Below are 22,833 nucleotides of genomic sequence, written 5' to 3'. Positions count from 1 at the left end.
GTGCATCGCAGTTAGGCCAGCGGGACCACCGAGGTCAAGCCTGCACCGTGCCGCGCTCGACGCGCGCTACACAGTCGCGCCGAACATCCGCCCGACCACATACGTCAGCCCCATCGCGAACGCCCCCCAGAACCCGACGCGTACCGCGCCGACCATCGCGCGCGCGCCGCCCGCCCGCGCCGCGATCCCGCCGAGCACGACCAGGAAGAGCAGCGAGCTGCCCGTGACGAGCCACGCGAGGAGCGGGGCAGGGGCGACCCACGCCACCACCAGCGGGAGCAACGCGCCCACCGCGAACGTCGCGGCCGAGGCGAGCGATGCCTGCAGCGGCCGCGCCTGCTGGTGGCCCGAGATCCCGAGCTCGTCCCGCAGATGTGCGCCAAGCGCGTCCTTCGCCGTGAGTTGCTCGGCCACCTGTCGCGCGAGCGCGGGCTCGAGGCCGCGCCCGACGTAGATCCCGGTGAGTTCGTCGAGCTCATGCGCCGCGTCGGTCGCGAGCTCCTGGGTCTCGCGCGCCGTGTCGGCCCGCTCGGTGTCCGCCTGCGAGCTCACCGAGACGTACTCGCCCGCCGCCATCGACATCGCACCGGCGACGAGGCCCGCGACGCCGGCCACACCGATCGCCGCGCGGTCCGCGCCCGATGCGGCGACCCCGACGACGAGGCTCGCGGTGGAGACGATCCCGTCGTTCGCGCCCAGTACCGCGGCGCGGAGCCAACCGATCCGGTCGACGCGATGACGTTCGAGATGCGGCATGTGGGCCTCCCGGTCCTTCCGGAGCATAGCGGCGCGTGCCCCGGAATGACGACCTTTCCCCGCGGTGCCGACGATCGATCCATCCTCACCCCTGCTCGCGATCCTCGTCGCGGCCGCCACCGGCTTCTCCGTCGGCATCCTCCCCGTCGGCCTCGCCGAGGTCGCGGCGGTGGGGATCGGCGTGGTGCAGCCGCCGGGACTCGCCCTCGCGATGCTTGCCGCATTCACGCTCGCGCACGTCGCCGCCAAGATGCCTTGGTATGGACTCGGGCGCGTCGCCGACCGCGCCCGTCATCCGAGGGCCCAGCGCTTCGTGAACGGCGCGCGCACCCTCATCGCGCAGTACCCGCGCTACGGCACCGGCCTCCTCGCCGTGAGCGCCATCACCAGCGTGCCGCCCTTCCATCTCGCCGCCATCGCCTCGGGCATGGTCGCGATCCCCTTCGGGCGCTTCGTGCTCATCTGTCTCGCGGGCCGCACGGTGCGATTCGGCGTGCTCGCCGCCGTGCCGGCGCTCGTGCGCCTCTGGCTCGGCTGAGGCGCGCTCAGCGCAGCCCCTCGAGGAAGAAGGCCGCCAGCTCCGCGCGCCCCCCCAGCCCGGACTTCTCATAGACGGCCACCGCGTGCTGGCGCACCGTGCGCTCGCTCCGCCCCGTCGCCGCCGCGATCTGCTTGTGTCCCTGGCCCTTGAGCAGCGCGAGGGCCACTTCGCGCTCGGTGGGCGTCAGCCCCCAGGCGGTGCACTGCTCGTCGATCGCGCGACCCAGCCCTTCGAGTGATGCCTCGGCACGCGCGCGCCACGCGTCGCGCTCCGCCTCGCGCTCGACCAGCGACCGGCGCGTGCCGGCGAGCGAGACCTGGGCGCGCCGCCAGCCCCGGGCGAGGAAGAGCGCCGTCCCGCCGCTCACCGTCATCAGTCCGAGTTCGACGAGGATGTGCGGCGTGAACCAATGCGCGGGGCGGTCCAGCCAGATGTCCACCGCGCCGGCGATCGCGACGATCCCGAGCAGGAGCATCACCAGCACCCGAAGCTGCGCCGAATCCAGCCCGTCGTGGCCCTCGTCCATGCCCGTCTCCCCCCGCTGACCGTATCCGTCATCCGCCGGAGGCCCTCCGGCGTGTGTCCATCGGGCCCGGATCGCGTCGAATGTCGGATGGTGCCGCCATTCCGGCGGGCCGACTCTTCGCTCGAGGCCGCGGGACGACCCGGCGGCCGCCATCCCAGCCGGAGGATCATCCCATGCTCTCCAATCTACTCCCCACGCCCCTGCATCCGGCGGTGGTGCACCTGCCCATCGCGCTGACGCTGCTTGTGCCGCTCTTCGCCATTGGGGCACTCATCGCGATCCACCGTGGCGCCAAGGTCCTCAGGACCTGGAGCCTCGCCGCTGCGATGCTCGCCGCGCTCTCGTTGAGCGCCTTCGTCTCGCTCGAGACCGGCGAGGACCAGGAGGAGAAGGTCGAGGCGGTGGTGCCGGAGCAGGCCTTCGAGACGCACGAGGAGGCGGCGCAGGCCTTCTTCATCCTCTCGCTCGGCGTGCTCGGCGTGGCCGGGCTCGGGCTCGTCGGCGGCAAGGTGGGGACGGCCTCGCGGTACCTCGCCGCCGCCGGAACGCTCGCGCTCGTCGTCGCCGGCTACAACGTGGGGCACTCGGGCGGGCGGCTCGTCTACACCTACGGCGCGGCGAGCGCGTACGTGGACGGCTCGTCGGCGCTAGACGCGGAGTCCATCCTCGACCGGCAGGGTGAGCCGGAAGACCGTTCGACCGGGCACTGACGACTCGAGGACGAGCGTCCCGCCGTGCAGTTCCGAGATGCGGCGCGCGATGGCGAGCCCCAGCCCCGCGCCGCCCGACCCTCCGCCGGACCCTCGGTCCTGCGGCGGGCCGGCCCGTACGAAGCGGTCGAAGATGCGCTCCTGCATCTCGACCGGGACCCCGGCGCCCTGGTCCGTCACGCGCACCACGCAGCGCCCGGCCTGCGATTCCATCGCCACCTCCACCCGGCTCCCGCCGGGCGCGTGGCGGATGGCATTGTCGAGCAGGTTGAGCAGCACGCGTCCCAGCAGGTCGGGATCGCCGGCGAGCGGCGCCTGCGTGAGCGCGAGCACCGCGACCTCCACGCCACGCGCGGCAGCGAGCTGCGTGACGGCGCGTGTGGTCTCGTGCACCAGCTCCTCCAGGTAGAGCGGCGCGCGCCGTACCTGCAGTTGCCCCGCGTCCGCGCGCGCGAGGAGGAAGAGGTCGTCCACGATGCGCGTCAGGCGCCGCGACGAGTCGTGCACCACCTCGAGCGCCGCGCGGTACTCCGGCTCCTCGCGATGCGGCCGGGCGAGCGTGACCTCCGCTTCGGTGCGCACGATCGCCGTCGGCGTGCGCAATTCGTGCGACGCGTCGGCCATGAACCGCCGCTGCTGCTCGAACGCCGCCTGCAGGCGGTCGAGCAGCGCGTTCACCACCGTTGCCAGCCCCACGAGCTCCTCGCCGCCCGTCACCGGCAGCCGCTCGTGCAGCGTGCTCGCGCTGATCTCCGCCGCGCGCGCGCCCATCTCCGCCACCGGTCGCAGGCCGCGCTTCGCGAGCAGGAACCCGCCGGTCGCGGCGAGGCCGAGCAGGAACGGCACCGCGAGGATGAAACCCGTGCGGATGCGTCCGAGCACCGCCTCCTCCTCGCGGCGCGGGTACGCGCCGATCACGCGGAACCGCTGTCCTTCGAGGACCTCGTCGCGCTCGCGCACCCGCGCCCCGCGCGTGGGCGGCGCATCCTCGCTCGCCGCGACGACCGCGCCGCTGCTGTCGCGCACCTCGATCCGCAGGTCCTTGAACCGCACCTCGCGCACGGTCGAGCGGATCGTCTCGAGCGCATCGCCGCGCACGAAGCGCTCGGCGCGCAACTCGCGACTGAAGGCCGCGAGCGCGTCATCGACGAACCGCTCGGTCCCCGCGCCCAGCGCGGCGGCGAAGAGCAGATACCCCGCGACCTCGAACGCGAGGAAGGGGACGCCGAGGACGATCGTGAACCAGAGCGTCAGCCGCCCGCGCAGCGTGACGGGCCAGCGCCTCATCGGGCGGGAGGCGCGGGGGCGGCGGGCGCGTCCGCGGGCTCGAGGATGAAGCCTGCGCCGCGCACCGTCGTCAGCACGGGCCCGCCCGGCACGCTCTCCAGCTTCCGGCGCAGGCGTCCCGCATAGACGTCGATGATGTTCGAGTAGAGCGCGCGCGCGTCCTCCCACACCACCGCCATCAGGTCCGCGCGGCTCACCACATGCCCCGCATGCCGCGCGAGATGCGACAGGAAGTCGAACTCGCGAGCCGTCAACGTGAGCTCCGTCTCGCCCAGCGTCGCTCGATGCCGCGCCGTGTCGATCACGAGCGAGCCCACCGCGAGACGGGTCGCCGCCTCGCCATGCCGCCGCGTGAGCGCGCGCAGCCGCGCGAGCAGTTCGCCGAAGTCGAAGGGCTTGGTGAGGTAGTCGTCCGCCCCGGCATCGAGCCCGGCGATGCGATCCTCCACCGCGTCGAGCGCGGTGAGCATGAGGATCGGCACGCGATTCCCCTCGTCGCGCACCGTGCGGCATACCTCGAGGCCGCTCAGCACCGGGAGCTTGAGGTCGAGCACCACCACGTCATGCCCGCCCTCGCGGATGAGCGCGAGCGCCTCGCCACCATGGCTCGCGAGCGCGACCGTGCTGCCGGCCTCGCGCAGTCCGCGCGCCACCGAGGTCCGCAGCTGCTCGTCATCCTCCACGAAGGCGATGCGCATCCCCGAATCTACCGCGCGCCGCGGCCCCTGCCGAGCGGCGCCGCCCTCACTCGCCGAAGATGAAGCGCAGCGGCAGGGTCACCTCGGTCGCGGTCGGCTCCCCTTCCACGAGCAGCGGGACGAAGAGCGTCTGCCGCACCAGCTTCACCGCTTCGGCGTCGATCTCCTTGCGGCCGGACGAGACCGTCACCGTCACGTCGCTCACGAGTCCCTCGGAGGTGAGCGAGACCCGCAGCCGCATGGCGCGCTCGGTGCCGACGAGGGACTCATCCTCCTGCATCAGGCGCTCCGTCACCGTCTGCAGGCGCCGCGTGAGCCGCGGCACGTCCGACACCGACGCCGGCCGGATGACGCGCGTCGTACGCTCCACCCGCGCCGCGGCGCCGGTCTCGAAGAGGATGTCGCTGTCCCACGGCGCCCCGCGCGACGCCGTCGGCCGCACCAGCGCCGTGAGCAGCGCGACGAGCGTGTCGCGCATCGCGGCCGGCATCTGCGTCGGCACCGTCGGCCGCGGGGGCAGGGGAGTCCCCGCCGAGTCGTACGGGATTGTCATCATCCGCATGGCGCGCGGGGCATCGGGGTTCGCCGGCAGCGCGGCGAGCGCTGCGCGAAGTGCGGCCGTGTCGAGGATCGCGTCGAGCGGCGGCGCGGGGGCCGACCAGGTCGGTCGCGCCGCCTGCGCCGCGAGGGTGGGAGCCACCGCGCTCGATGCGAGGCAGAGCAGGGAGAGCAGCAGGGCGCGAGACATCCCGGATTCTAAGGAGAGGCGCGCGCGCGGTCACCCCCGCGCGCCTTGACGCCGCCCCCGGGCGCCGGGACGTTTCCCGCGGTGAATCGCCCCCCCACCTGGATCCTCGTCGTCGCGGCGCTCGCCGCCGTCGTCCCCATCGCCCTCGGCATCTGGTCGCGATGGACCCGGAAGACCGCCCTGCGCGCGATGCTCCGCTTCCGCGCCCGCGTCGACCGCTTCAAGCTCACCGGCAAGCGCTACATCCGCGATTCGCTGCTCGCCGACCCCGCCGTCGCCGTCGCCGCGCGCGCCCACGCGCTCGAGCACCGCATCTCCGATGCGCGCGCCTGGGCCCGCGTGCGCGAGTACATCGACGAGATCGTCCCCGCCTTCAACCTCCTCATGTACTACCAGTTCGGCTACGCCGCGTCCAAGGCGTCGCTCGAGCTCTTCTACAAGACCACCGTGAAGGTGCGCGATCCCGCGGCGTTCGAGCGGCTCCCCCGCGAGAGCATCGTGATCTATCTCATGAACCACCGCTCCAACGCCGACTACGTGCTCGCGAGCTACGCGCTCGCCGGGCAGGTCGCCATCTCGTACGCGGTGGGCGAGTGGGCGCGCGTGTTCCCGCTCGAGTACCTGTTCAAGTCGTTCGGGTCGTACTTCATCAGACGCCGCTATCGCGAGCCGCTGTACCACACCGTGCTTGAGCGCTACGTGCAGCTCATCACGCGCAACGGCGTCACGCAGGGACTCTTCCCCGAGGGCGGACTCTCGCGCGACGGGCATCTGCGTCCGGCGAAGATCGGCCTGCTCGACTACATGCTCGGCACCGCCGCTGAACCGGGGTTCGCCGAACGCATGTATGTCGTGCCGGTCGCGATCAACTACGACCGCGTGCTTGAGGATCGCACGTTGCTGCGCGAGTTGCGCGCGACGAGCGGCGGCACGACCACCGGACGGCTGGCGCAGCTCCGCGAAGTGCTCAACTACACCGTGTCGAACTTCGGCCGACTCTCCACGCGCCGTTGGCGGCGGTACGGCCGCGCGGCCGTCGTGGTCGGCGATCCCGTGCCGGTCGCGCCCTGGCTCGCGAGCGTCGCGAACGAGGGCGTGCCGCTCTTCGAGCGCCCGCGGCCCGAGCGACTCGAGGCGGTGCAGCGCTTCACCGACGGGATGATGGCACGCATCGGCGCGATCATCCCCGTGACCGCGGTGCCACTCACCTGCGCCGCGCTGCAGACGTTCGACGCCGAGTACATCCCCGAGGCGCGGCTGCTCGCGCGGATCGAGGAGCTGCGCGACACGCTCGTCGCGCGGGGCGCCGAGGTGGTGGAGCCGGCGCGCGAAGCGTCAGAGACGTTCGAGCGCGCCTTTCGGATGCTGCGGATGCGGCGCGTGCTCACCAAGGAGGGCGATGCGTATGTGATCCTCCCGCGCGGGCGCGAGTTGATCAGCTACTACGCGAATGGCATCGCGCATCTATGCGGGCAGTGGGAGGACGAGGTGCGGGAGCGGGATGCGTTGCCGGCGGACACGCTGGTCGGGCGGTGACTGTCAACTTCTCGAATCAGTCCGGCGGCGATCCCCAGATCCCGCCGAAGGTCATCGGACTCGCAGTGCGCACGAGGCTTGATCGTGAGAGTTCCGCAGCGCGTGCCTTTGCGATCGCCGCCGTCTCGTCGTCGCCGTCGAACCAGACGATGTAGTCCTGTCCGGGGAACCTCGCGGGTGCCATCGCGACGACGGAGCCTCGCAGTTCTCGCAGCAGCGATTCGTGCGCGGCCGTTGTGATCGAATCCTTGAAGCTCATCACGACGAGCCCCGGGAAAAACCCGACCCCTGTCTGTTCTCGCTGGCTGTTGGAGAACCAGTAGTCGTCTGGAGGCATCGGCGGGGCCGAATCGGGGATCGCCGCGAAGCAGGACGGCACGCCGCGCGAATCAAAGCGCGACTCTCCATTGGCGTAGACGACACGCCCAGCCGCTCCGCCGTCGGGAAGCGCGCGGATCAGCGAGAAGAACGGCAGTCGCGGATTCGATTCGCGTCCTCGGATCTCTCCGTCTGCACGGGTCCTTCCGACGATAAACTGGAGGCGTCGAGCGGCGTTGTCGCGATTGCGCACGATCACGCGCTCGGCGCAAGGAATCAGTACTTCGATGGAGTGGGTCGTGACCGGAATCGCATTCACCGGGTTCGCTGGATTCGAAAATCGACCGCACCCGAGCGCGACGAGCGCGACCGGCAGTGCCAACGCGAGTGACAGCGAGTGAGGTCGTTCTACGTTCATGGGCATCAGGTATCTCCACGTGATTCGTTACGATGAAGCTCAGCGGTCAATGTCTTGGTGAGTGAGGCGTAGTCACACCAGGCAATACCCCGCGGCGGGCGCTCCACGATCCCCGACTACGAGCGACAGACCTCCTATCGCCCGGCCTGCCTCGGAGCCGGCTCTGGTAGCGTCGATATCCTGCTATGGGATGTATCGGTCCATGGTGCCGGCAGAATTCCAGAGCATTCCGCTGCATATCGCTCCGCCGGGCGCCGCCTGGTTGTAGACCTGCGTCGTGCTGGTCGCACTCCCAGTGGGCAGGGCTACCCAGAGGTATCGCTCGTTCGAGCATGCGGTGACAACGAACGTCCCGCGCTCGAATGTCACGCGCCCGACCTGCATGGCCAACTCCTTGCCATCAGTGCTCAGCGAGACCGACATGATCACGTCACCGGCCGAGAGGTTCGACACCGTGAGCGTGTCTATCGCATGCGTCGAAAAGTTGATGCGCACCAATTTGCTGCGGACGCTACTGGTCTGATTCTTCGTCACCTCGCGGCACCGGATGACAGGGAACGAGGCGCCGTCACCTCCAATGCACGGGATCCACGTGGTGTCGACCTCGACCTCGAGCCTGCCGACATTCACGGCGCTGATGGCGAACCGACCCTGTCCATCAACCGCGTACGGCGCGCTTCCCTGTCCCGGTTCTGTGGTCGGAAAGCCGGGGTCCGCGGTCACGCCGACGAACTCCCTGGTGCCTTCGATGATGCCACCCTGGCAGATGCGGACTGTGTCACTCAGCACATCTCGTGTGCAGCTGAACGACTGGCTGCTGCTCAATGGCAGTGACAACGTCGGCGTCACCATCGAGTCATCGATGAATCCTGTGCCGAGGCCGACGCGCCAGATCCTGAACCAGACTTCCGAGTCGTCGAAGAACGTAGCGGCCCAAGAGGCAAACCGGTCGTCCATATCCTGCGAGAGAGCGGCTCCCTTGTATCCGGCTGACCAGTTGCCGGTATCGGCTCCAGAGAAGGAACCAGCCTGGGTCCAGGACCCGCCGCTTTGGAGTTCGTAAGTGCTCTCGATCTGATGCAGGTTGATCCGCCGCCCACCGCGAAGCACGTTGATCCCGTTCGCGTCCCCGAGCGTGGCGCCGGCGGTGAAGAGGACCTCAGGTCCACTCGTGCGTTGCGCAAAGACGCGGTTGCTGGTGTCGGACCAGACGCGATTGCCGCACAGAGAAGCGCCGTGGCGCTGCGCCGCTCGCCTCACGGTCTCGTACGCGTCAAGGAGGGGCACGCCGCCAACGCCCCGGCTCGAGGAGCCGGAAGCGATCAGCAGATCCCGCAACTCGGCTGCGGTCAGTGTAGGGTCGACTTCAAGGGCGAGTGCTGCGGTTCCGGCCACCAACGGCGTCGCGTACGACGAGCCAGTTCCGGAATCCGGCATGTATCCGCCGAGCGAATCGTAGACCGGCAGCTCCTGGCCGGGAGCGAACAGGTCGATGGTTCCTGAACCCGTAGCGCTCTGAGGAGAGCCGATCCAGCGGGTGCCTTTGGTCTTTCCGGCTGCAGAAACGAGCAGGGTGATGGATTGCGTGAGCGTATCGTGCCGAAGCCCTGCGTAGGCACCCCACTGACCGTGGGCAGTGAGCCCGTTGTTGCCGGCAGAGATCACGAGCAACGGTAGCTTCAGCTGCGGGTTCGTCTTCAGCGGCTCGAGCGTCATCGCTATGTCATTGCTCTCAACCGCCCATGCATTGAGTGTGTTAGCCGTCGGAGTCGTATTGACATCCTTTCCGAGTGAGATGTTCACCACTCGGGCCCCGGCGACCATCGCCTCCCAAATGGCAAATTTCTGATCGTAAGGAGACGATTGCAGTTCGCCATTCGCATCGTAGTCCGGGCTGCCGTTCGCGTGGTACTTGGCGACGTCGATCAGCTGCAACTCGGCTTCGTACGCGATCCCTGCGGTACCGGTGTCGTTGTCTGCGGTCGCGGCGAGAGTGCTCGCCACTCGCTGACCATGCGCGTTCCTCGGACCGGAGAGTGGCCCGCGGACGTTCGGACTCATCGTGTTCCTTCCGGCGAGCTCTGCGTTCGAGGCCAGGCCCATGTCTACTACCGCGACCTTCACCCCGTTCCCCGTTGCACACCCCCACGCCAGCGGCGCGCCAATGGTATTCAGTCCCCACGTGGTCGATCCAGTGTAGGATGAATCGGGTTCGAACTTGTAGTCAGCTGCGGACATGCCCGCACCGTCGGTCGGTCGCGCGTAGGTGACCGTCGCCGGTCTAGCGGGCACATGACTTGCAGATAGGACCGCTGAATCTTCATTCAGGAGCGCGACTGCGACCGCCACACCCGCTCCCGCGCTGTCATCGGAGACTCGGAGAAGGTAGGAGTCGTATCCCTCGTAGCCAGGAGTTCTCCGGCCTCCAACGATCGTGCCACCCACGGCTGCGACCGCGAGTCCGCGTGCGGTCGAAGCCGCATTGGGATCGAACATCACCGTGACCAAGCCCGCATAGATCGGTACGCCCACGGAGTCCGCGGATTCCAGGATGCGACTGTCGTCAAAGAGGCTGTCCGGAACGCCATCTGGCGGTAGCATCGAGAAGGCCGCCGCCGTGAAATGGAACGCCAGTATTCCACCCTTGCTCGTGGTGGTTGTGATCGTTCGTTCGGTCTCGGTTGTCATTGTCGCAAGCCGAAGCTTCGTACCGCCGTGGGTCGAATCAGTCACGATCGAGTCGAGCGTCGCGCCGAGCGAGTCCACCCATGTGATCGTAATCAGCTGAGACGCGCCCGCCGAGTTGTAGTGCAGCTGTACACAGAGGTCATCGGTGACGTTGTGGAGGGTCGGTGGACCACTATCCACGCTGACCGAAAAGACTCCGTTTGAGCCGACCGAGCACACCCACGCGCGGCGGTACCAGGCGGTCGAGTCCGCGAAAAGGCCACCGGAGCTGTAGCCGTATTCGAGAAGATTCCCTGAAGGGTCTCTGCGCTGCAGGCCGGTGGGCGAATCCGAGCACGCTAGGAATGCCACGGCACCGACTGACAGCAGTGCCCTCTTGATGAACGACGCTCGACTCGGCCCTGACATGCACTCAGCTCCTTGGGTGTAGGAATCAAGCCTTGTTCCGAGTACAACACGATGCAAGCGCCATGTGAGCGATTGTGACACCGATGCCGACGAGGGCCGGCACTCAGGGTCCCGATCGGGACCTCGGTCGCAGCATCGTCATCGGCAGTGCAAGTCAGATCCGTCGCTCGGATCTTGCAAGCTCTCGCGGGCTCGCTGTGCAGCTGTGCTCGCTGTGCTCGCTGTGAAACCGGTGGGCACTCCGCAAGAAACCTGCGGTCCCCTGCCGCGTGTTGGCTCGGTAGCACCGACGTTCGCGGAAACGGGGCTTCGGAGCGCAACTTCTTGCGATGAGCGACGCGCCGAAGCGCGCTTGAGAGCGAATGGCCGTCCGCAAATGACGGCTCGGGCGGGCGCTGAAGTAGAGGACTGGGTGCTGCAATACGCGAAGCGTTGCGCGCACGTGCGCCACCGTCCTGGCCGCGTCGGACCTCGCCGCGATCGGCGAGTCTCACGCATGCCTCGCTGCACCGCGCGCGACGGAGTAGCAGATGCGGGGCGAACTCAGCTAGGAACGCGGCGCCTCGTGATCTCCTTGCCTCGACGCGAGCTGATCAGCTACTACGCCAACGGGATCTCGCACCTGTGCGGGCAGTGGGAGGACGAGGTGCGGGAGCGCGATGCGCTGCCGTCGGACACGCTCATCGGGCGGTGATGCGGTCCTGCATGTCATTCTATGCCAAGGATGCGAGCAGGACTGGAGCGCTGGGTGTAAATTCCTCAGATGAGCGACGCGCCAAAGCGAGCCCGCGAGGGGTTGGTCGTCCGGAAGTTCCGCCTCGGCGAGGAGCCGCCGGATGACATCCTGTCGACCACCACGGCGGACGAGCGCCTCGCCATGGTTTGGGAACTGACGCGCCGGATCTGGGAGCTCCAAGGTTCGCTGCCGTGCCCTTACACACGCGACACCATCCCGATCCGGGTGCTTCGGCGCGATGAACGCTGACTGGCTGGACCTGCTGCGAGAGCTTCGAGCCTCTGAAGTGCGGTTCCTCCTCGTGGGAGCGCACGCTGTCGGAGTTCACGGAGTTCCTCGAGCGACGCGCGATCTCGACGTGTGGGTAGACCCGACTCGAGAGAATTCAGCGCGGGTGATCGACGCACTCGCTCGATTCGGCGCTCCCTTGGCATCGATCGGAGTCCAAAGGTCCGATTTCGAGACTCCAGACCGCGTTGTGCAGATCGGCGTCCCACCCAATCGGATCGACCTGATGACGAGCTTGAGCGGACTTCCGGAGTTCTCCTCCGCGTGGGATCGTCGCAAGAGCGCGACGATCGGGGGCGTGGCCGTGGAGGTACTCGGCCTGGAGGACCTGCTCGTGAACAAGCGCGCCTCCGGCCGGGACAAGGATCGGGTGGATCTCCGGGAACTGGGGAGCCTCGGCTGAGCCGGGGACACGCGAAGCGCTCCACCGCCCGTTGACCCGCGCCCCCAGCCCGGGTATCTTGAGTGGCTCTGTTCCGTGCCGCCCGTCCGGGCGATCCACGTAGTGGCAGATGGTCGAACAACCATAGGTTACCGTGCCGACGATCAATCAGCTCGTCAGGCAGAGCCGCCGCGAGGTCCTCAAGAAGGACAAGGCGCCGGCTCTGAAGCAGAATCCGTTCAAGCGTGGCGTGTGCACCCGCGTGTACACCACCACCCCCAAGAAGCCGAACTCCGCGCTCCGCAAGGTCGCGCGTATCCGTCTCGTCAACGGCTTCGAAGTCACCGCCTACATCCCGGGCGAAGGCCACAACCTGCAGGAGCACTCGATCGTGCTCATCCGCGGCGGCCGCGTGAAGGACCTCCCGGGCGTTCGTTACCATATCGTACGCGGCAAGCTCGACGCCTCTGGCGTGGCCGGGCGCAATCGCAGCCGCTCCAAGTACGGGACCAAGAAGCCGAAGGCGGGTGCCCCGGCTGGAGGTAAGAAGAAGTGAGCCGCCGCAAGAGTGCCGTGAAGCGCACCATCCTCCCGGATGCGCGCTATGACAGCCAGACTGTCAGCAAGTTCATCAACGTCCTGATGTACCAGGGCAAGAAGTCCACCGCCGAGCGCATCTTCTACGGCGCGATGGACATCGTCGAGGCCAAGGCCGCCCAGCCGGGCGTGAACGTCTTCAAGCAGGCGCTCACCAACCTCAAGCCGGTCGTCGAGGTGAAGTCCCGCCGCGTCGGCGGCGCGACCTACCAGGTCCCCGTCGAGGTCCGTCCCGAGCGCCGCACCGCGCTCGCCATGCGCTGGCTGATCAGCTACTCGCGCGACCGCAACGAGAAGTCGATGGCGGAGAAGCTCGCCGCCGAGACGCTCGCCGCGGCCAAGGGCGAGGGCAACGCGATCAAGAAGCGCGAGGACACGCACAAGATGGCCGAGGCCAACAAGGCGTTCGCGCACTATCGCTGGTAGCGCACGGCTGAAGGACGAAGGAGCGGGGGGCGACCGACAGGTCGCCCCCCGCTTTGCTTTCCCCCCCCGCCCGGTGACGCGCCGATGACGGTGCCGCCACAGCATGGGGCGCGCGCCGCAATACGGCGCACCCGGTGGCAATGATCTCGTGGGGCTCGCTCGGCCTTCCCGCCCTATCCTGCCGACTCCTCGAGGGTGCTCACCAACCACAACGGAGGTAGACATGAACGGACGGAAGTGGGTGCGGTCGCCGTACATCCTCGCGCTCGTCATCGGGCTCGGGCTGAGCGCGGTGACCGAGGCGAAGGCGCAGAGCCGGTCGAACGACGTGATCGCGTGCATCGACGGCGCGGCGGACGAGCTCAAGCGGTGCGTGGATGACCTGCCGTGGTACCAGGAGGCGGCGTGCTACGCCCGCTACGCCGCCGACGGCATCCTCTGCGCGCCCTCGGTCATGTTCAACGCGATCTGAGCCGATGCGCATGATCGCGAGTCACGCATTCGCGCTCACCCTGCTGGTCCTCGCCGCGTGCGGCGGGGACCAGCAGGGGCCGCGCGCCGGCGCCGGACGCGCCGAACTCACGGGCGAGACGGTCGCGGTCGTCGAGGCCGTACCCCCTCGCTTCACGCTCCCGCTGCGCGCCGACGACGGCACCCTGCTCTCGGTGCGGGACGTCATCGCCACCGACCGCGCGCTGTTGATCCTCGATGGGTCGTCGGGCGAGATCTGGCAATTGGAGCTCCCGGGCTCGACCACGCCCGCGAGCCCGCCCGCCCTCCACCGCATCTCCCGCCCACGGCAGTTCGCCCAGGGTGACGTGTTCGCGATGGCCGCGCACCCCGCTGGGCTGTCGGTGATCGGTATCGATGGCGCCCTGCGCGTGATGGAGCGCGCGGATGCCGACCGACTCGCCTACATCATCCGCGCCTTCCGTCCGATCCATCGGCCCTTGGCCCTCGGCGAATGGACCGACGGACGCTGGGTCGCCGTGCACGCGGTGGTGGTGCTGCAGGGCGCGCCGGTCGATAGCGTCCTCGTGACGGCGGTCGACTCCGCCGGGCGCGTGGCGCGGGTCTTCGGGCTCGAGCGCACCGGTCCCTCGCGCCCCGACGCGTTCGTCGTCGATCCCATCAGTGCGCGCGCACTGCGTGGCCGCCTGGTGCTGGTCGGGGCCGACCCGGCGCGCGTGCTCTCCCTCTCGCCCACGGGATCGACGGTCGACACGCTGCTCGACCCACCGCGACGCGAACTCGGCCCGGCGGAGCGCTCCGGGATCGAGCGGATGCGCACCGACCCGCGCACGCCGGACGCGATCCGTGCGTCGCGACCGCCCCGCCAGCGACCGGCGGCGCTTGCGGCGTTGCCATTCGCGTTCGGCTATCTCGTCGTCGCCCAGGGCGGGGAAGAGGCGCGATTCCTCGACCTCTACTGTGGCCGCACCTTCCGTCGGACGCTGCTCTCGCGCGCCGGCCTGAACGATCTGTTCGTCGTGGACGGCGGGATCGTCGCCGTCGACGAGCCGCCGCGTGATGCGCCGGATCGTCCGCTGGTGCTGTCGTTCTACCGGAGCCAGGACTTCCACGCCGAGTGTGCCGAGTGAACGAGGCGTTCGTCGTCGCGCGTGGTCTCGTGAGATCGTACGGCGCCGTCCGGGCCGTCGACGGGGTGGACCTCACGCTCGAGCGCGGTCGCGTCGTCGGGGTCGCCGGGCCCAATGGTTCAGGGAAGTCCACCATGGCGCGGATGCTCCTGGGATTCTCCTCGCTCGATGGCGGCCGCGCGACGATCGACGGTCTCGCGCCCGCGGCGTATCGCGAGGCGCACGGCGTCGGCTTCGTCCGCGAGGATGGTGCGCGCGGATGGGACCGCCTGACGCCGCGACAGTTGCTCTCGCTCCGGGGCGATCCCGACGCCGCGACCGTCCGGCAGGTCGGCGAGATCCTCAAGCTCGCGCCACTGATGGATCGCCCCATCGCCGTGCTCTCCAAGGGGCAGTGGCGCAGCTGTCAGCTCTGGTTCGCCTTGGCGTCCGCGCCGCGGTTTCTCGTGCTCGACGAGCCGGAGGCAGGGCTCGATCCCGCGGCCCTCGACCGCCTGCGCCTCGTCGTGCGAGCGGCCGCGGACGGCGGGGCCGCGGTGCTGATGCTCAGCCATCACCTCGATGAGATGGCGCTCACCGCCGACACGGTGCTGTTCATGGCGCGCGGCAAGGTGCGGGGGTCGGTGGATCCGCGCGGAAAGGCGGCCACTGAGCTCAGGGCCGACTACCGTCGACTCGTGGAGGCCGAATGACCGCCAAGGAGGTGCTCCTCGTCTTCCGCGCCGCTCGCGACTGGCGCGTGCTCGGCGCGACGGTGGTGCTCGCCGCGCTCGCCGCCGTCGTCCTTTCCAGTGGCGGCGAGAGCCTCATCGGGTTCGTCGGATACTACGGCCCGCCCATGGTTGCGATCTCGGTGATGGGTCGTACGTTCGAGTACTCGCAGCGATCCTCGGTGTGGGTGATGCTCGCGCAGCGGCCGGGGTCGGACGTGCGCCGCGCCTGGTCGATCCTCGGAGTCGGGGCGGCAGTCTCGCTGGCTCTGAGTGCGATCCTCCTGGTCGGCGCCATGGTCGGCATCCTGCGTAGTCCGGACCTCCCGCCGACCGCGTTCCGGTCGCACCTCATCTCGATGCCCCTCTGGTCCCTCGTCGTCGTGTGCGCCGTGGCGGTGACGAGTACCGCCGCCCGCTCCGGAACGGCCGGGTTCGCCATCGGGTGGCTGATCGCGCCGCTCCTCGTCGCGTTCCTCAAGTCCGCGTTCGGGTTCTCCGACCAGATGGAGAACGCGCTGCAGTTCCTCGCCCCGCCATTCGATGCCGTGCTGCTCTTCCCGGCGGTGTTGCGCGGGGAGCTCCCGGAAGAGGCGGCGCTTCGAAGCGCGCAGCTCGTCTCGTTCCCCTTCCTTTGCTTCCTCCTGCTCCGCTGGCGTCTGCGAGTAGTCGGGCGACCGGACCAGGTCCGCATCGACTAGTCGCGGTGCCGCGGCCGGCGAGGTTGGGTCGGGGGCCGCCCGCGCCCGCCGGCTCGTATCTTTCGGGACCGCCCCCACTGGAGCCTGTCATGCCCGACATCCTCTTCGACTTCCCCGTCGCCGCCACCCCGGACAAGGTCTTCGAGGCCGTCGCGACCCCGGACGGCCTCCCCCGCTGGTGGACCCGCACCCCCGCCGACGGCGACCCGGCGGTCGGGGCGGTCTGGGGGTTCGACTTCGGTCCCAAGTTCCAGTGGCAGGGGGTCGTCCGCCGCTTCGAGCCGGGGCAGGTGGTCGAATGGGAGCTCACCAAGGCAGACCCCGACTGGCGGGGGACCCGTGTCCGGGTCGAGCTCGAGGCGCAGCCAGGCGGCCTCACGTGGGTCCGCTTCGCCCACGAGGGGTGGGCCGACGCGGGCGAACACTACCGGATCTCGGCCTATTGCTGGGCGATGTACCTCCGGCTCCTCAAGCACTGGGTGCAGCGCGGGGAGACGGTGCCGTACGACCGCCGGCTGGAGATCTAGCGAGCGCATTGTCCCCCATTGACATAGCCCCTCAGCACACTACTTTTCTCGGGCTACGTCGAAGCGCCTGAAAAGGCACTCGGCGCGGCAAGGAGTCCGATTCGTCGGCCTCCCCGGGGCACTGCGACCCGGACAGATGGGCCCGCCAACGTCGGTTCCAGTGACGCGCGGGGGGAGTGGACAGCCCGACCGATCCCGCCGTGACGTGCTCGCACGCTCCCGGCGCCAAGGTTCCCGAAAAGTTCGCAGGACAATTCGACGTCGGGTGGTGGAGTCGGCTTCCAGCTGACACCCGATGCGCCGAGGGTCCCCAGTCGCGCTCCAGTGGCGACTGTACCCGGCGAGTGCGGATGGATACCGGTCCCCCGGATGCTGGTTTGGGGGGGACGCCCGGTCCAGCCGCGTTTTTGTTGGCTTGAGCCTGACCCAGACGTTCAACTGAGCGAATAGAGACAATGGCCCGTACGACCGACCTGAAGTACTATCGCAACATCGGCATCATGGCCCACATCGATGCCGGCAAGACCACGACGACCGAGCGCGTCCTCTACTATACGGGGAAGTCGCACAAGATCGGCGAGGTCCACGATGGTGCGGCCACGATGGACTGGATGGAGCAGGAGCAGGAGCGCGGCATCACCATCACGTCCGCCGCGACGACGTGCTTCTGGATGCGCCACGGCCAGTCGGACAAGAAGGGCGAAGGGCCGGAATACCGCATCAACATCATCGACACCCCCGGGCACGTCGACTTCACCGTCGAAGTGGAGCGCTCGCTCCGCGTGCTCGACGGCGCGGTGACCCTGCTCGACTCGGTCGCCGGCGTCGAGCCGCAGACCGAGACCGTCTGGCGCCAGGCCGACCGCTACAAGGTCCCGCGCATGATCTTCTCGAACAAGATGGACCGCGTCGGCGCGAACTTCACGCGCTGCGTCGAGATGATCCGCGACCGCCTCAGCAAGCAGGCCCTCCCGATCCAGCTCCCCGTCGGCTCGGGCGAGCTCTTCACGGGCCACATCGACATCATCGAGCGCAAGCAGTACATCTTCGACAACGAGACCCTCGGCAAGACCTTCACGGTCACCGACGTCCCGGCCGAGTTCCACGAGCAGGTCGAGGAGGCGCGCCGCGCCCTGATCGACATGGTCGTCGAGCACGACGAGATCCTCATCGAGAAGTACCTCGCCGGCGAGGAGCTCTCGAACGACGAGATCCGCCAGTGCATCCGCTCGGCGACGATCGCCATGAAGTTCGTGCCGATCCTCTGCGGCGCCTCGTTCAAGAACAAGGGCGTCCAGGCGCTCCTCGATGCGGTCATCGACTTCCTCCCGTCGCCGCACGACGTGCCGGCGATCGAGGGGCATGCCCCGCTCCATGACGCGACGCCCGACACCCGCGCCGTCTCCGACGACGCGCCGTTCGCCGCCCTCGCGTTCAAGGTCGCGACCGACCCGTTCGTCGGCCGCCTCACCTTCTTCCGCGTCTACTCGGGCGTCCTGAAGGCCGGGTCGCACGTCTACAACTCGACGAAGGACAAGCGCGAGCGCATCGGCCGCCTGCTGCAGATGCACGCGAACAAGCGCGAGGAGATCGAGGAAGTGCGCGCCGGCGACATCGCCGCCGCGATCGGCCTCAAGGACACCCGCACCGGGGACACGCTCTCCGATGAGGACAAGCCGATCATCCTCGAGGCGATGAAGTTCCCGACGCCCGTCATCGACGTCGCGGTCGAGCCGAAGACCAAGGCCGACCAGGACAAGATGGGCATCGCGCTCAACAAGCTCGCCGAAGAGGATCCGACCTTCCGCGTGCACACCGACGCCGAGACCGGTCAGACGATCATCTCCGGCATGGGCGAGCTGCACCTCGAGATCATCGTCGATCGCATGATGCGCGAGTTCAAGGTCGAGGCGAACGTCGGCCGTCCGCAGGTGGCCTACCGCGAGACGATCAAGAAGCGCGTCGACAAGGTCGAGGGGAAGTTCATCCGGCAGTCGGGCGGCAAGGGCCAGTACGGCCACGTCGTCATCAACGCGATGCCGGCCGAGCCGGGCCAGGGCTACGTCTTCGAGGACAAGATCGTCGGCGGCGTCATCCCGCGTGAGTACATCAAGCCCGTCGAGGAAGGGATCCGCGAGGCGCTCGAGAACGGCGTGCTCGCCGGCTACCCGATGGTCGACGTGAAGGTCGAGCTGGTCTACGGCTCGTACCACGACGTCGACTCGTCCGAGATGGCGTTCAAGATCGCCGGCTCCATGGCGATCAAGGAAGCCGCCCGCGGCGCCACCCCGATCATCCTCGAGCCGATGATGAAGGTCGAGGTCGTCAGCCCCGACCAGTTCTTCGGCGACGTGCTCGGCGACCTCTCGTCGCGCCGCGGCAAGATCGGCGGCATGACGCAGCGCGGGGAGGCCCAGGTCATCGGCGCCACCGTGCCGCTCAGCGAGATGTTCGGGTACTCCACCAAGCTCCGCTCCATGACGCAGGGCCGCGCGGTGTACTCGATGGAGTTCTCGCACTACGAAGAAGTGCCGAAGGCGAAGGCCGAAGAGATCATCGCCAAGCAGAAGTAGGCTGAAGGCTGAAGGCTGAAGGACGAAACAGCGCAGATCCGATCGCAGGACAACTTTCCAACTTTCTCAGGACGCTTTCCAATGGCCAAGGCAAAGTTCGAGCGGAACAAGCCGCACGTGAACGTGGGCACGATCGGTCACGTCGACCACGGCAAGACCACCACCACGGCCGCCCTGACCAAGATCTCGGCGGACAAGTTCGGCAACACCAAGTACATCGCGTACGACGAGGTCGCGAAGGCGTCCGAGTCGCAGGGTCGTCGTGACGCCACGAAGATCCTCACGATCGCGACCTCGCACGTCGAGTACGAGACCACCAACCGCCACTACGCGCACGTCGACTGCCCCGGGCACGCCGACTACGTGAAGAACATGATCACGGGCGCCGCGCAGATGGACGGCGCGATCCTCGTGGTGTCGGCCGTCGACGGCCCGATGCCGCAGACCCGCGAGCACATCCTCCTGGCCCGCCAGGTGAACGTGCCGAAGATCGTCGTCTTCCTGAACAAGTGCGACCTCGTCGAGGACGCCGAGCTCCTCGACCTCGTCGAGCTCGAGGTCCGCGAGCTCCTCTCCAAGTACGGCTACGACGGCGACAACGCCCCGGTCATCCGCGGCTCGGCGTCCAACGCCATCGCCGGCAAGGCCGAGTGGGTCGCGAAGATCGAGGAGCTCTACAACGCCCTCGACACCTTCATCCCCGAGCCGGTCCGCGAAGTCGACAAGCCCTTCCTCCTCCCGGTCGAGGACGTCTTCTCGATCACCGGCCGCGGCACCGTCGCGACCGGCCGTATCGAGCGCGGCAAGTGCAAGGTCGGCGAGGAACTCGAGTTCGTCGGCTACAACTCCGACAAGAAGACCATCGTCACGGGCGTCGAGATGTTCCGCAAGCTCCTCGATGAGGGCTTCGCCGGCGACAACGTCGGTCTCCTCCTCCGCGGCATCGACAAGAAGGACATCGAGCGCGGCATGGTGCTCGCCAAGCCCGGCTCGATCAAGCCGCACACGAAGTTCGAGGCCGAGGTCTACGTCCTCACGAAGGAAGAGGGCGGCCGCCACACGCCGTTCTTCAAGGGCTACCGCCCGCAGTTCTACTTCCGCACCACCGACGTGACGGGCGCGATCGAGCTCCCGGCCGGCACCGAGATGGTGATGCCGGGCGACAACATCCAGATGGTCATCGAGCTCATCATCCCGATCGCGATGGAAGCGCAGCTCCGCTTCGCCATCCGTGAGGGTGGCCGCACCGTCGGTGCGGGCGTCGTGACCAAGATCCTCGCCTAACAACAACCGGGAGCGGGGCGCCCACGCGGCGCCCCGCGACCAGTGGAGATTCAATGGCTGGACGTATTCGCATCCGTCTCAAGGCATTCGATCACGCGGTGATCGACCAGGCCTCGGCGGACATCGTGCGGACCGCGGAGAAGACGGGGGCCCAGGTCTCCGGGCCCATCCCGCTCCCCACGAAGACGCAGCGCTGGACCGTCCTCCGCTCGCCGCACGTCGACAAGAAGTCGCGTGAGCAGTTCGAGCTGAAGACGCACAAGCGGGTGATCGACATCCTCGACTCGAAGGCGGTCACGGTGGACGCCCTCACGAAGCTCGACCTGCCGGCCGGGGTCGATGTCGAGATCAAGGTCGAATAGGGGAGCCTGGATGAAGGGGGAAGGATGAATGATGAAAGTCGCACGGCGATGCGGGACCGCAGTCACTTTCATCTTTCAGCCTTGAGCCTTCATCGAGTTCCCCACAGTCCTCCGGCCGCAGCGGAGCGCACACAACGGTGCGCCCGGGCCGCGACTAACTGAAGCACTGAGAGAGTCATGATCGGAATCATTGGCAAGAAGCTGGGGATGACCCAGATCTTCGACGAGGCAGGGATGCAGATCCCCTGCACCGTGGTGGAGGCCACCCCCAATCCCGTGACGAAGGTCGTCGCCGCGGAGAAGGAGGGCTTCGCCGCGGTGGAGCTGGGCTACGGCGCGCAGCGCACGGCCCGCGAGAACAAGAAGGGGGAGCGGACGCCCAAGGGCAGCCGCGCGAACAAGGCGGAGCTCGGACACGCGAAGAAGGCCGGCCTCGAGGCCGCCCCTGCCGTGCTGCGCTCCTTCCGCCTCGATGATGCGCCGGGGAAGGGCGCGGAGATCCCGACGTACAACATCGGGGACGTCATCAAGGTCGACATCTTCACCGTCGGCGAGATGGTGAAGGTCACCGGGACGACGAAGGGCCGCGGCTTCCAGGGCGTGGTGAAGCGTTGGGGCTTCGGTGGTGGTCCCAACACGCACGGCAACACGAAGCACCGTCGCCCCGGCTCCATCGGACCCGGCACCGACCCGTCGCGCGTGATCAAGGGCAAGAAGATGCCCGGCCACTACGGCGCCGAGCGTCACACGCAGGGGAACCTCCGCGTCGAGAAGATCGACGCCGAGCGCAACCTGATCTACATCCGCGGCAGCGTCGCCGGTCCGACCAACGGCATCGTGCTCGTCCGCAAGCAGGGCTGACCCAGATGACTGAACCCATGAACCTCGACGCGGCCGCGTACACGGCGCTCGGCACCCCGCGCGATCGCGTGGCGCTCCCGGGCAGCACGTTCGACGGCACCGTGAACGTCCCGGTGATGCACCAGGCGGTGAAGGCGTTCCTCGCCAACCAGCGCCAGGGCACCCACGCCACGAAGACCCGCCGCTGGGTCGTCGGCGGCAACCAGAAGCCGTGGAAGCAGAAGGGCACCGGCCGCGCCCGTCAGGGCTCGACCCGCGCCCCGCACTTCGTCGGCGGCGGCACCGTGTTCGGCCCCCAGCCGCACGGCTACCGCGAGAACATGCCGAAGCAGGTCCGCCAGCTCGCCCGCAAGAGCGCGCTGAACGCCCGGGCCCGCGAGGGCGCGCTCGTGATCATCGACCGCTTCGCCTACGACAAGCCGAAGACGGCGCAGATCGTCAACCTCGTCTCGCGCGTCGAGGCCGAGGGCAAGAAGGTCCTCATCCTCACCGATGGCGCCAAGCCGTCGGTCTACCTCTCCGCCCGCAACATCCCCGGCGTCGAGGTGCGGCCCTACGCCGACGTGACCGCGTACGACGTGGTCTGGTCGGACGTGGTGCTCGTCGAGGCGACCGCGCTCGGGCATGAGCTCGCGCCGGTGGCCGAGAAGGCGATGGACAAGGTGAAGAAGGCCGCGCCGGCGAAGGCGCCGAAGGCGGCGAAGGCCGAGAAGGCCCCGGCGAAGAAGCCGGCGGCAAAGAAGGCGGCCCCGAAGGTCGCCGCCAAGAAGGCGCCGGCCGAGAAGGCCGCTCCGAAGGCCGCAGCCAAGAAGGCGCCGGCCAAGAAGGCGGCCGCCCCCAAGAAGAAGGGGAAGTAACGCATGCCGACCATGATCCGCACCATCGTCCGCCCGATCGTGACCGAGAAGACCTCGGCCGCCTATCAGGCGCGCGGTGAGTACACGTTCGAAGTCCACCCGGATGCCACGAAGACCACCATCAAGGCAGCGATCGAAACGCTGTTCGGGGTGAAGGTCACGGGGGTCTGGACGTCGCAGCAGCGTGGCAAGCCCCGTCGTGTGGGCGGTGCCATGGGCCTGCGTCCCCGCTGGAAGAAGGCCATCGTGACGCTCAAGGCGGGCGACACGATCGAGATCTTCGAGGGCTGATAA

At 68.3% G+C, this 22,833-nt stretch carries 25 protein-coding genes; 18 read left to right on the top strand and 7 right to left on the bottom strand.

What is annotated here, in order from left to right:
* Positions 1 to 66: 66 nt before the first annotated feature.
* Positions 67 to 756, bottom strand: coding sequence for a VIT family protein (locus IPJ78_01585; protein MBK7905237.1), 690 nt, complete (start codon positions 754 to 756; stop codon positions 67 to 69).
* Positions 757 to 820: 64 nt separating this feature from the next.
* Here IPJ78_01585 and IPJ78_01580 point away from each other — a divergent pair, with 64 nt between their 5' ends.
* Entirely contained in the window at positions 821 to 1,294 is a 474-nt protein-coding gene (locus tag IPJ78_01580; protein MBK7905236.1) for a hypothetical protein, read from the top strand.
* A 7-nt stretch (positions 1,295 to 1,301) separates the two neighbouring features.
* On the opposite strand, the gene IPJ78_01575 is transcribed toward IPJ78_01580, so the two are convergent.
* Positions 1,302 to 1,586 carry a helix-turn-helix transcriptional regulator gene (locus IPJ78_01575; GenBank protein MBK7905235.1) on the bottom strand — a complete coding sequence of 95 codons (285 nt, stop codon included), beginning with the start codon at positions 1,584 to 1,586 and terminating at the stop codon, positions 1,302 to 1,304.
* A gap of 410 nt (positions 1,587 to 1,996) precedes the next feature.
* Here IPJ78_01575 and IPJ78_01570 point away from each other — a divergent pair, with 410 nt between their 5' ends.
* The gene (locus IPJ78_01570; protein ID MBK7905234.1) at positions 1,997 to 2,533 is read left to right on the top strand and encodes a hypothetical protein; all 537 of its coding nucleotides are present in this window, start codon (positions 1,997 to 1,999) and stop codon (positions 2,531 to 2,533) included.
* Here IPJ78_01570 and IPJ78_01565 read toward each other — a convergent pair.
* The 3 genes from IPJ78_01565 to IPJ78_01555 are packed head-to-tail and all read right to left on the bottom strand — an operon-like array spanning position 2,471 to position 5,266.
* Positions 2,471 to 3,820 (bottom strand): HAMP domain-containing protein, encoded by a 1,350-nt coding sequence (locus IPJ78_01565; GenBank protein ID MBK7905233.1) that lies wholly within the window; start codon positions 3,818 to 3,820, stop codon positions 2,471 to 2,473. The two genes, IPJ78_01570 and IPJ78_01565, sit on opposite strands and share 63 nt — an antisense overlap.
* Complete coding sequence (locus tag IPJ78_01560; protein MBK7905232.1) at positions 3,817 to 4,518, bottom strand: response regulator transcription factor; 702 nt, start codon at positions 4,516 to 4,518, stop codon at positions 3,817 to 3,819. Before IPJ78_01560 ends, IPJ78_01565 begins: the two co-directional genes overlap by 4 nt.
* A 46-nt stretch (positions 4,519 to 4,564) precedes the next feature.
* Positions 4,565 to 5,266, bottom strand: coding sequence for an energy transducer TonB (locus IPJ78_01555; protein MBK7905231.1), 702 nt, complete (start codon positions 5,264 to 5,266; stop codon positions 4,565 to 4,567).
* A gap of 81 nt (positions 5,267 to 5,347) precedes the next feature.
* On the opposite strand from IPJ78_01555, the gene IPJ78_01550 reads away from it, so the two are divergent.
* Positions 5,348 to 6,802: a 1-acyl-sn-glycerol-3-phosphate acyltransferase gene (locus IPJ78_01550; GenBank protein ID MBK7905230.1), complete on the top strand. Its 1,455-nt coding sequence runs from the start codon at positions 5,348 to 5,350 to the stop codon at positions 6,800 to 6,802.
* Between the two features lie 16 nt (positions 6,803 to 6,818).
* Here IPJ78_01550 and IPJ78_01545 read toward each other — a convergent pair whose 3' ends face one another.
* The gene (locus tag IPJ78_01545; GenBank protein ID MBK7905229.1) at positions 6,819 to 7,544 is read right to left on the bottom strand and encodes a hypothetical protein; all 726 of its coding nucleotides are present in this window, start codon (positions 7,542 to 7,544) and stop codon (positions 6,819 to 6,821) included.
* Positions 7,545 to 7,721: 177 nt separating this feature from the next.
* The gene (locus IPJ78_01540) at positions 7,722 to 10,304 is read right to left on the bottom strand and encodes a S8 family serine peptidase (protein ID MBK7905228.1); all 2,583 of its coding nucleotides are present in this window, start codon (positions 10,302 to 10,304) and stop codon (positions 7,722 to 7,724) included.
* Positions 10,305 to 11,397: 1,093 nt separating this feature from the next.
* Between IPJ78_01540 and IPJ78_01535 the strand changes: the two genes are divergently transcribed.
* From IPJ78_01535 to IPJ78_01465, 15 genes are all read left to right on the top strand, one after another.
* A complete protein-coding gene (locus tag IPJ78_01535; GenBank protein ID MBK7905227.1) occupies positions 11,398 to 11,619 on the top strand; it encodes a hypothetical protein in 222 nt (73 codons plus the stop codon).
* Complete coding sequence (locus IPJ78_01530) at positions 11,609 to 12,061, top strand: nucleotidyltransferase (GenBank protein MBK7905226.1); 453 nt, start codon at positions 11,609 to 11,611, stop codon at positions 12,059 to 12,061. The genes IPJ78_01535 and IPJ78_01530 overlap by 11 nt, the downstream gene beginning before the upstream one ends.
* Before the next feature lie 133 nt (positions 12,062 to 12,194).
* Positions 12,195 to 12,596 (top strand): 30S ribosomal protein S12, encoded by a 402-nt coding sequence (locus IPJ78_01525; GenBank protein MBK7905225.1) that lies wholly within the window; start codon positions 12,195 to 12,197, stop codon positions 12,594 to 12,596.
* Positions 12,593 to 13,063, top strand: a complete 471-nt coding sequence (gene rpsG, locus IPJ78_01520; protein ID MBK7905224.1) for a 30S ribosomal protein S7 — start codon at positions 12,593 to 12,595, stop codon at positions 13,061 to 13,063. The genes IPJ78_01525 and rpsG overlap by 4 nt, the downstream gene beginning before the upstream one ends.
* Before the next feature lie 223 nt (positions 13,064 to 13,286).
* Positions 13,287 to 13,535: a hypothetical protein gene (locus tag IPJ78_01515; protein ID MBK7905223.1), complete on the top strand. Its 249-nt coding sequence runs from the start codon at positions 13,287 to 13,289 to the stop codon at positions 13,533 to 13,535.
* Between the two features lie 10 nt (positions 13,536 to 13,545).
* The gene (locus IPJ78_01510) at positions 13,546 to 14,664 is read left to right on the top strand and encodes a hypothetical protein (protein ID MBK7905222.1); all 1,119 of its coding nucleotides are present in this window, start codon (positions 13,546 to 13,548) and stop codon (positions 14,662 to 14,664) included.
* Positions 14,661 to 15,356 carry an ABC transporter ATP-binding protein gene (locus IPJ78_01505; protein ID MBK7905221.1) on the top strand — a complete coding sequence of 232 codons (696 nt, stop codon included), beginning with the start codon at positions 14,661 to 14,663 and terminating at the stop codon, positions 15,354 to 15,356. The genes IPJ78_01510 and IPJ78_01505 overlap by 4 nt, the downstream gene beginning before the upstream one ends.
* Entirely contained in the window at positions 15,353 to 16,075 is a 723-nt protein-coding gene (locus IPJ78_01500) for a hypothetical protein (GenBank protein MBK7905220.1), read from the top strand. Before IPJ78_01505 ends, IPJ78_01500 begins: the two co-directional genes overlap by 4 nt.
* A gap of 89 nt (positions 16,076 to 16,164) precedes the next feature.
* Positions 16,165 to 16,602 carry an SRPBCC domain-containing protein gene (locus IPJ78_01495; protein MBK7905219.1) on the top strand — a complete coding sequence of 146 codons (438 nt, stop codon included), beginning with the start codon at positions 16,165 to 16,167 and terminating at the stop codon, positions 16,600 to 16,602.
* Positions 16,603 to 17,057: 455 nt separating this feature from the next.
* Positions 17,058 to 19,175, top strand: a complete 2,118-nt coding sequence (fusA, locus tag IPJ78_01490; GenBank protein MBK7905218.1) for an elongation factor G — start codon at positions 17,058 to 17,060, stop codon at positions 19,173 to 19,175.
* Between the two features lie 81 nt (positions 19,176 to 19,256).
* Positions 19,257 to 20,459, top strand: a complete 1,203-nt coding sequence (gene tuf / locus IPJ78_01485) for an elongation factor Tu (GenBank protein ID MBK7905217.1) — start codon at positions 19,257 to 19,259, stop codon at positions 20,457 to 20,459.
* A 53-nt stretch (positions 20,460 to 20,512) separates the two neighbouring features.
* Positions 20,513 to 20,821 carry a 30S ribosomal protein S10 gene (rpsJ, locus tag IPJ78_01480; protein MBK7905216.1) on the top strand — a complete coding sequence of 103 codons (309 nt, stop codon included), beginning with the start codon at positions 20,513 to 20,515 and terminating at the stop codon, positions 20,819 to 20,821.
* A gap of 177 nt (positions 20,822 to 20,998) precedes the next feature.
* Positions 20,999 to 21,682: a 50S ribosomal protein L3 gene (gene rplC, locus IPJ78_01475; GenBank protein MBK7905215.1), complete on the top strand. Its 684-nt coding sequence runs from the start codon at positions 20,999 to 21,001 to the stop codon at positions 21,680 to 21,682.
* Between the two features lie 5 nt (positions 21,683 to 21,687).
* Positions 21,688 to 22,539, top strand: a complete 852-nt coding sequence (rplD, locus tag IPJ78_01470; protein ID MBK7905214.1) for a 50S ribosomal protein L4 — start codon at positions 21,688 to 21,690, stop codon at positions 22,537 to 22,539.
* A 3-nt stretch (positions 22,540 to 22,542) separates the two neighbouring features.
* On the top strand, positions 22,543 to 22,830 hold the full coding sequence (locus IPJ78_01465; protein MBK7905213.1) for a 50S ribosomal protein L23: 288 nt from the start codon (positions 22,543 to 22,545) through the stop codon (positions 22,828 to 22,830).
* Positions 22,831 to 22,833 lie beyond the last annotated feature (3 nt).

This window comes from Gemmatimonadota bacterium, from assembly GCA_016714015.1.
Classification (GTDB): Bacteria; Gemmatimonadota; Gemmatimonadetes; order Gemmatimonadales; family Gemmatimonadaceae; genus Pseudogemmatithrix.
Note: the sequence above shows the minus strand (reverse complement) of the source record. Positions and strands in the feature narration are given on the sequence as shown.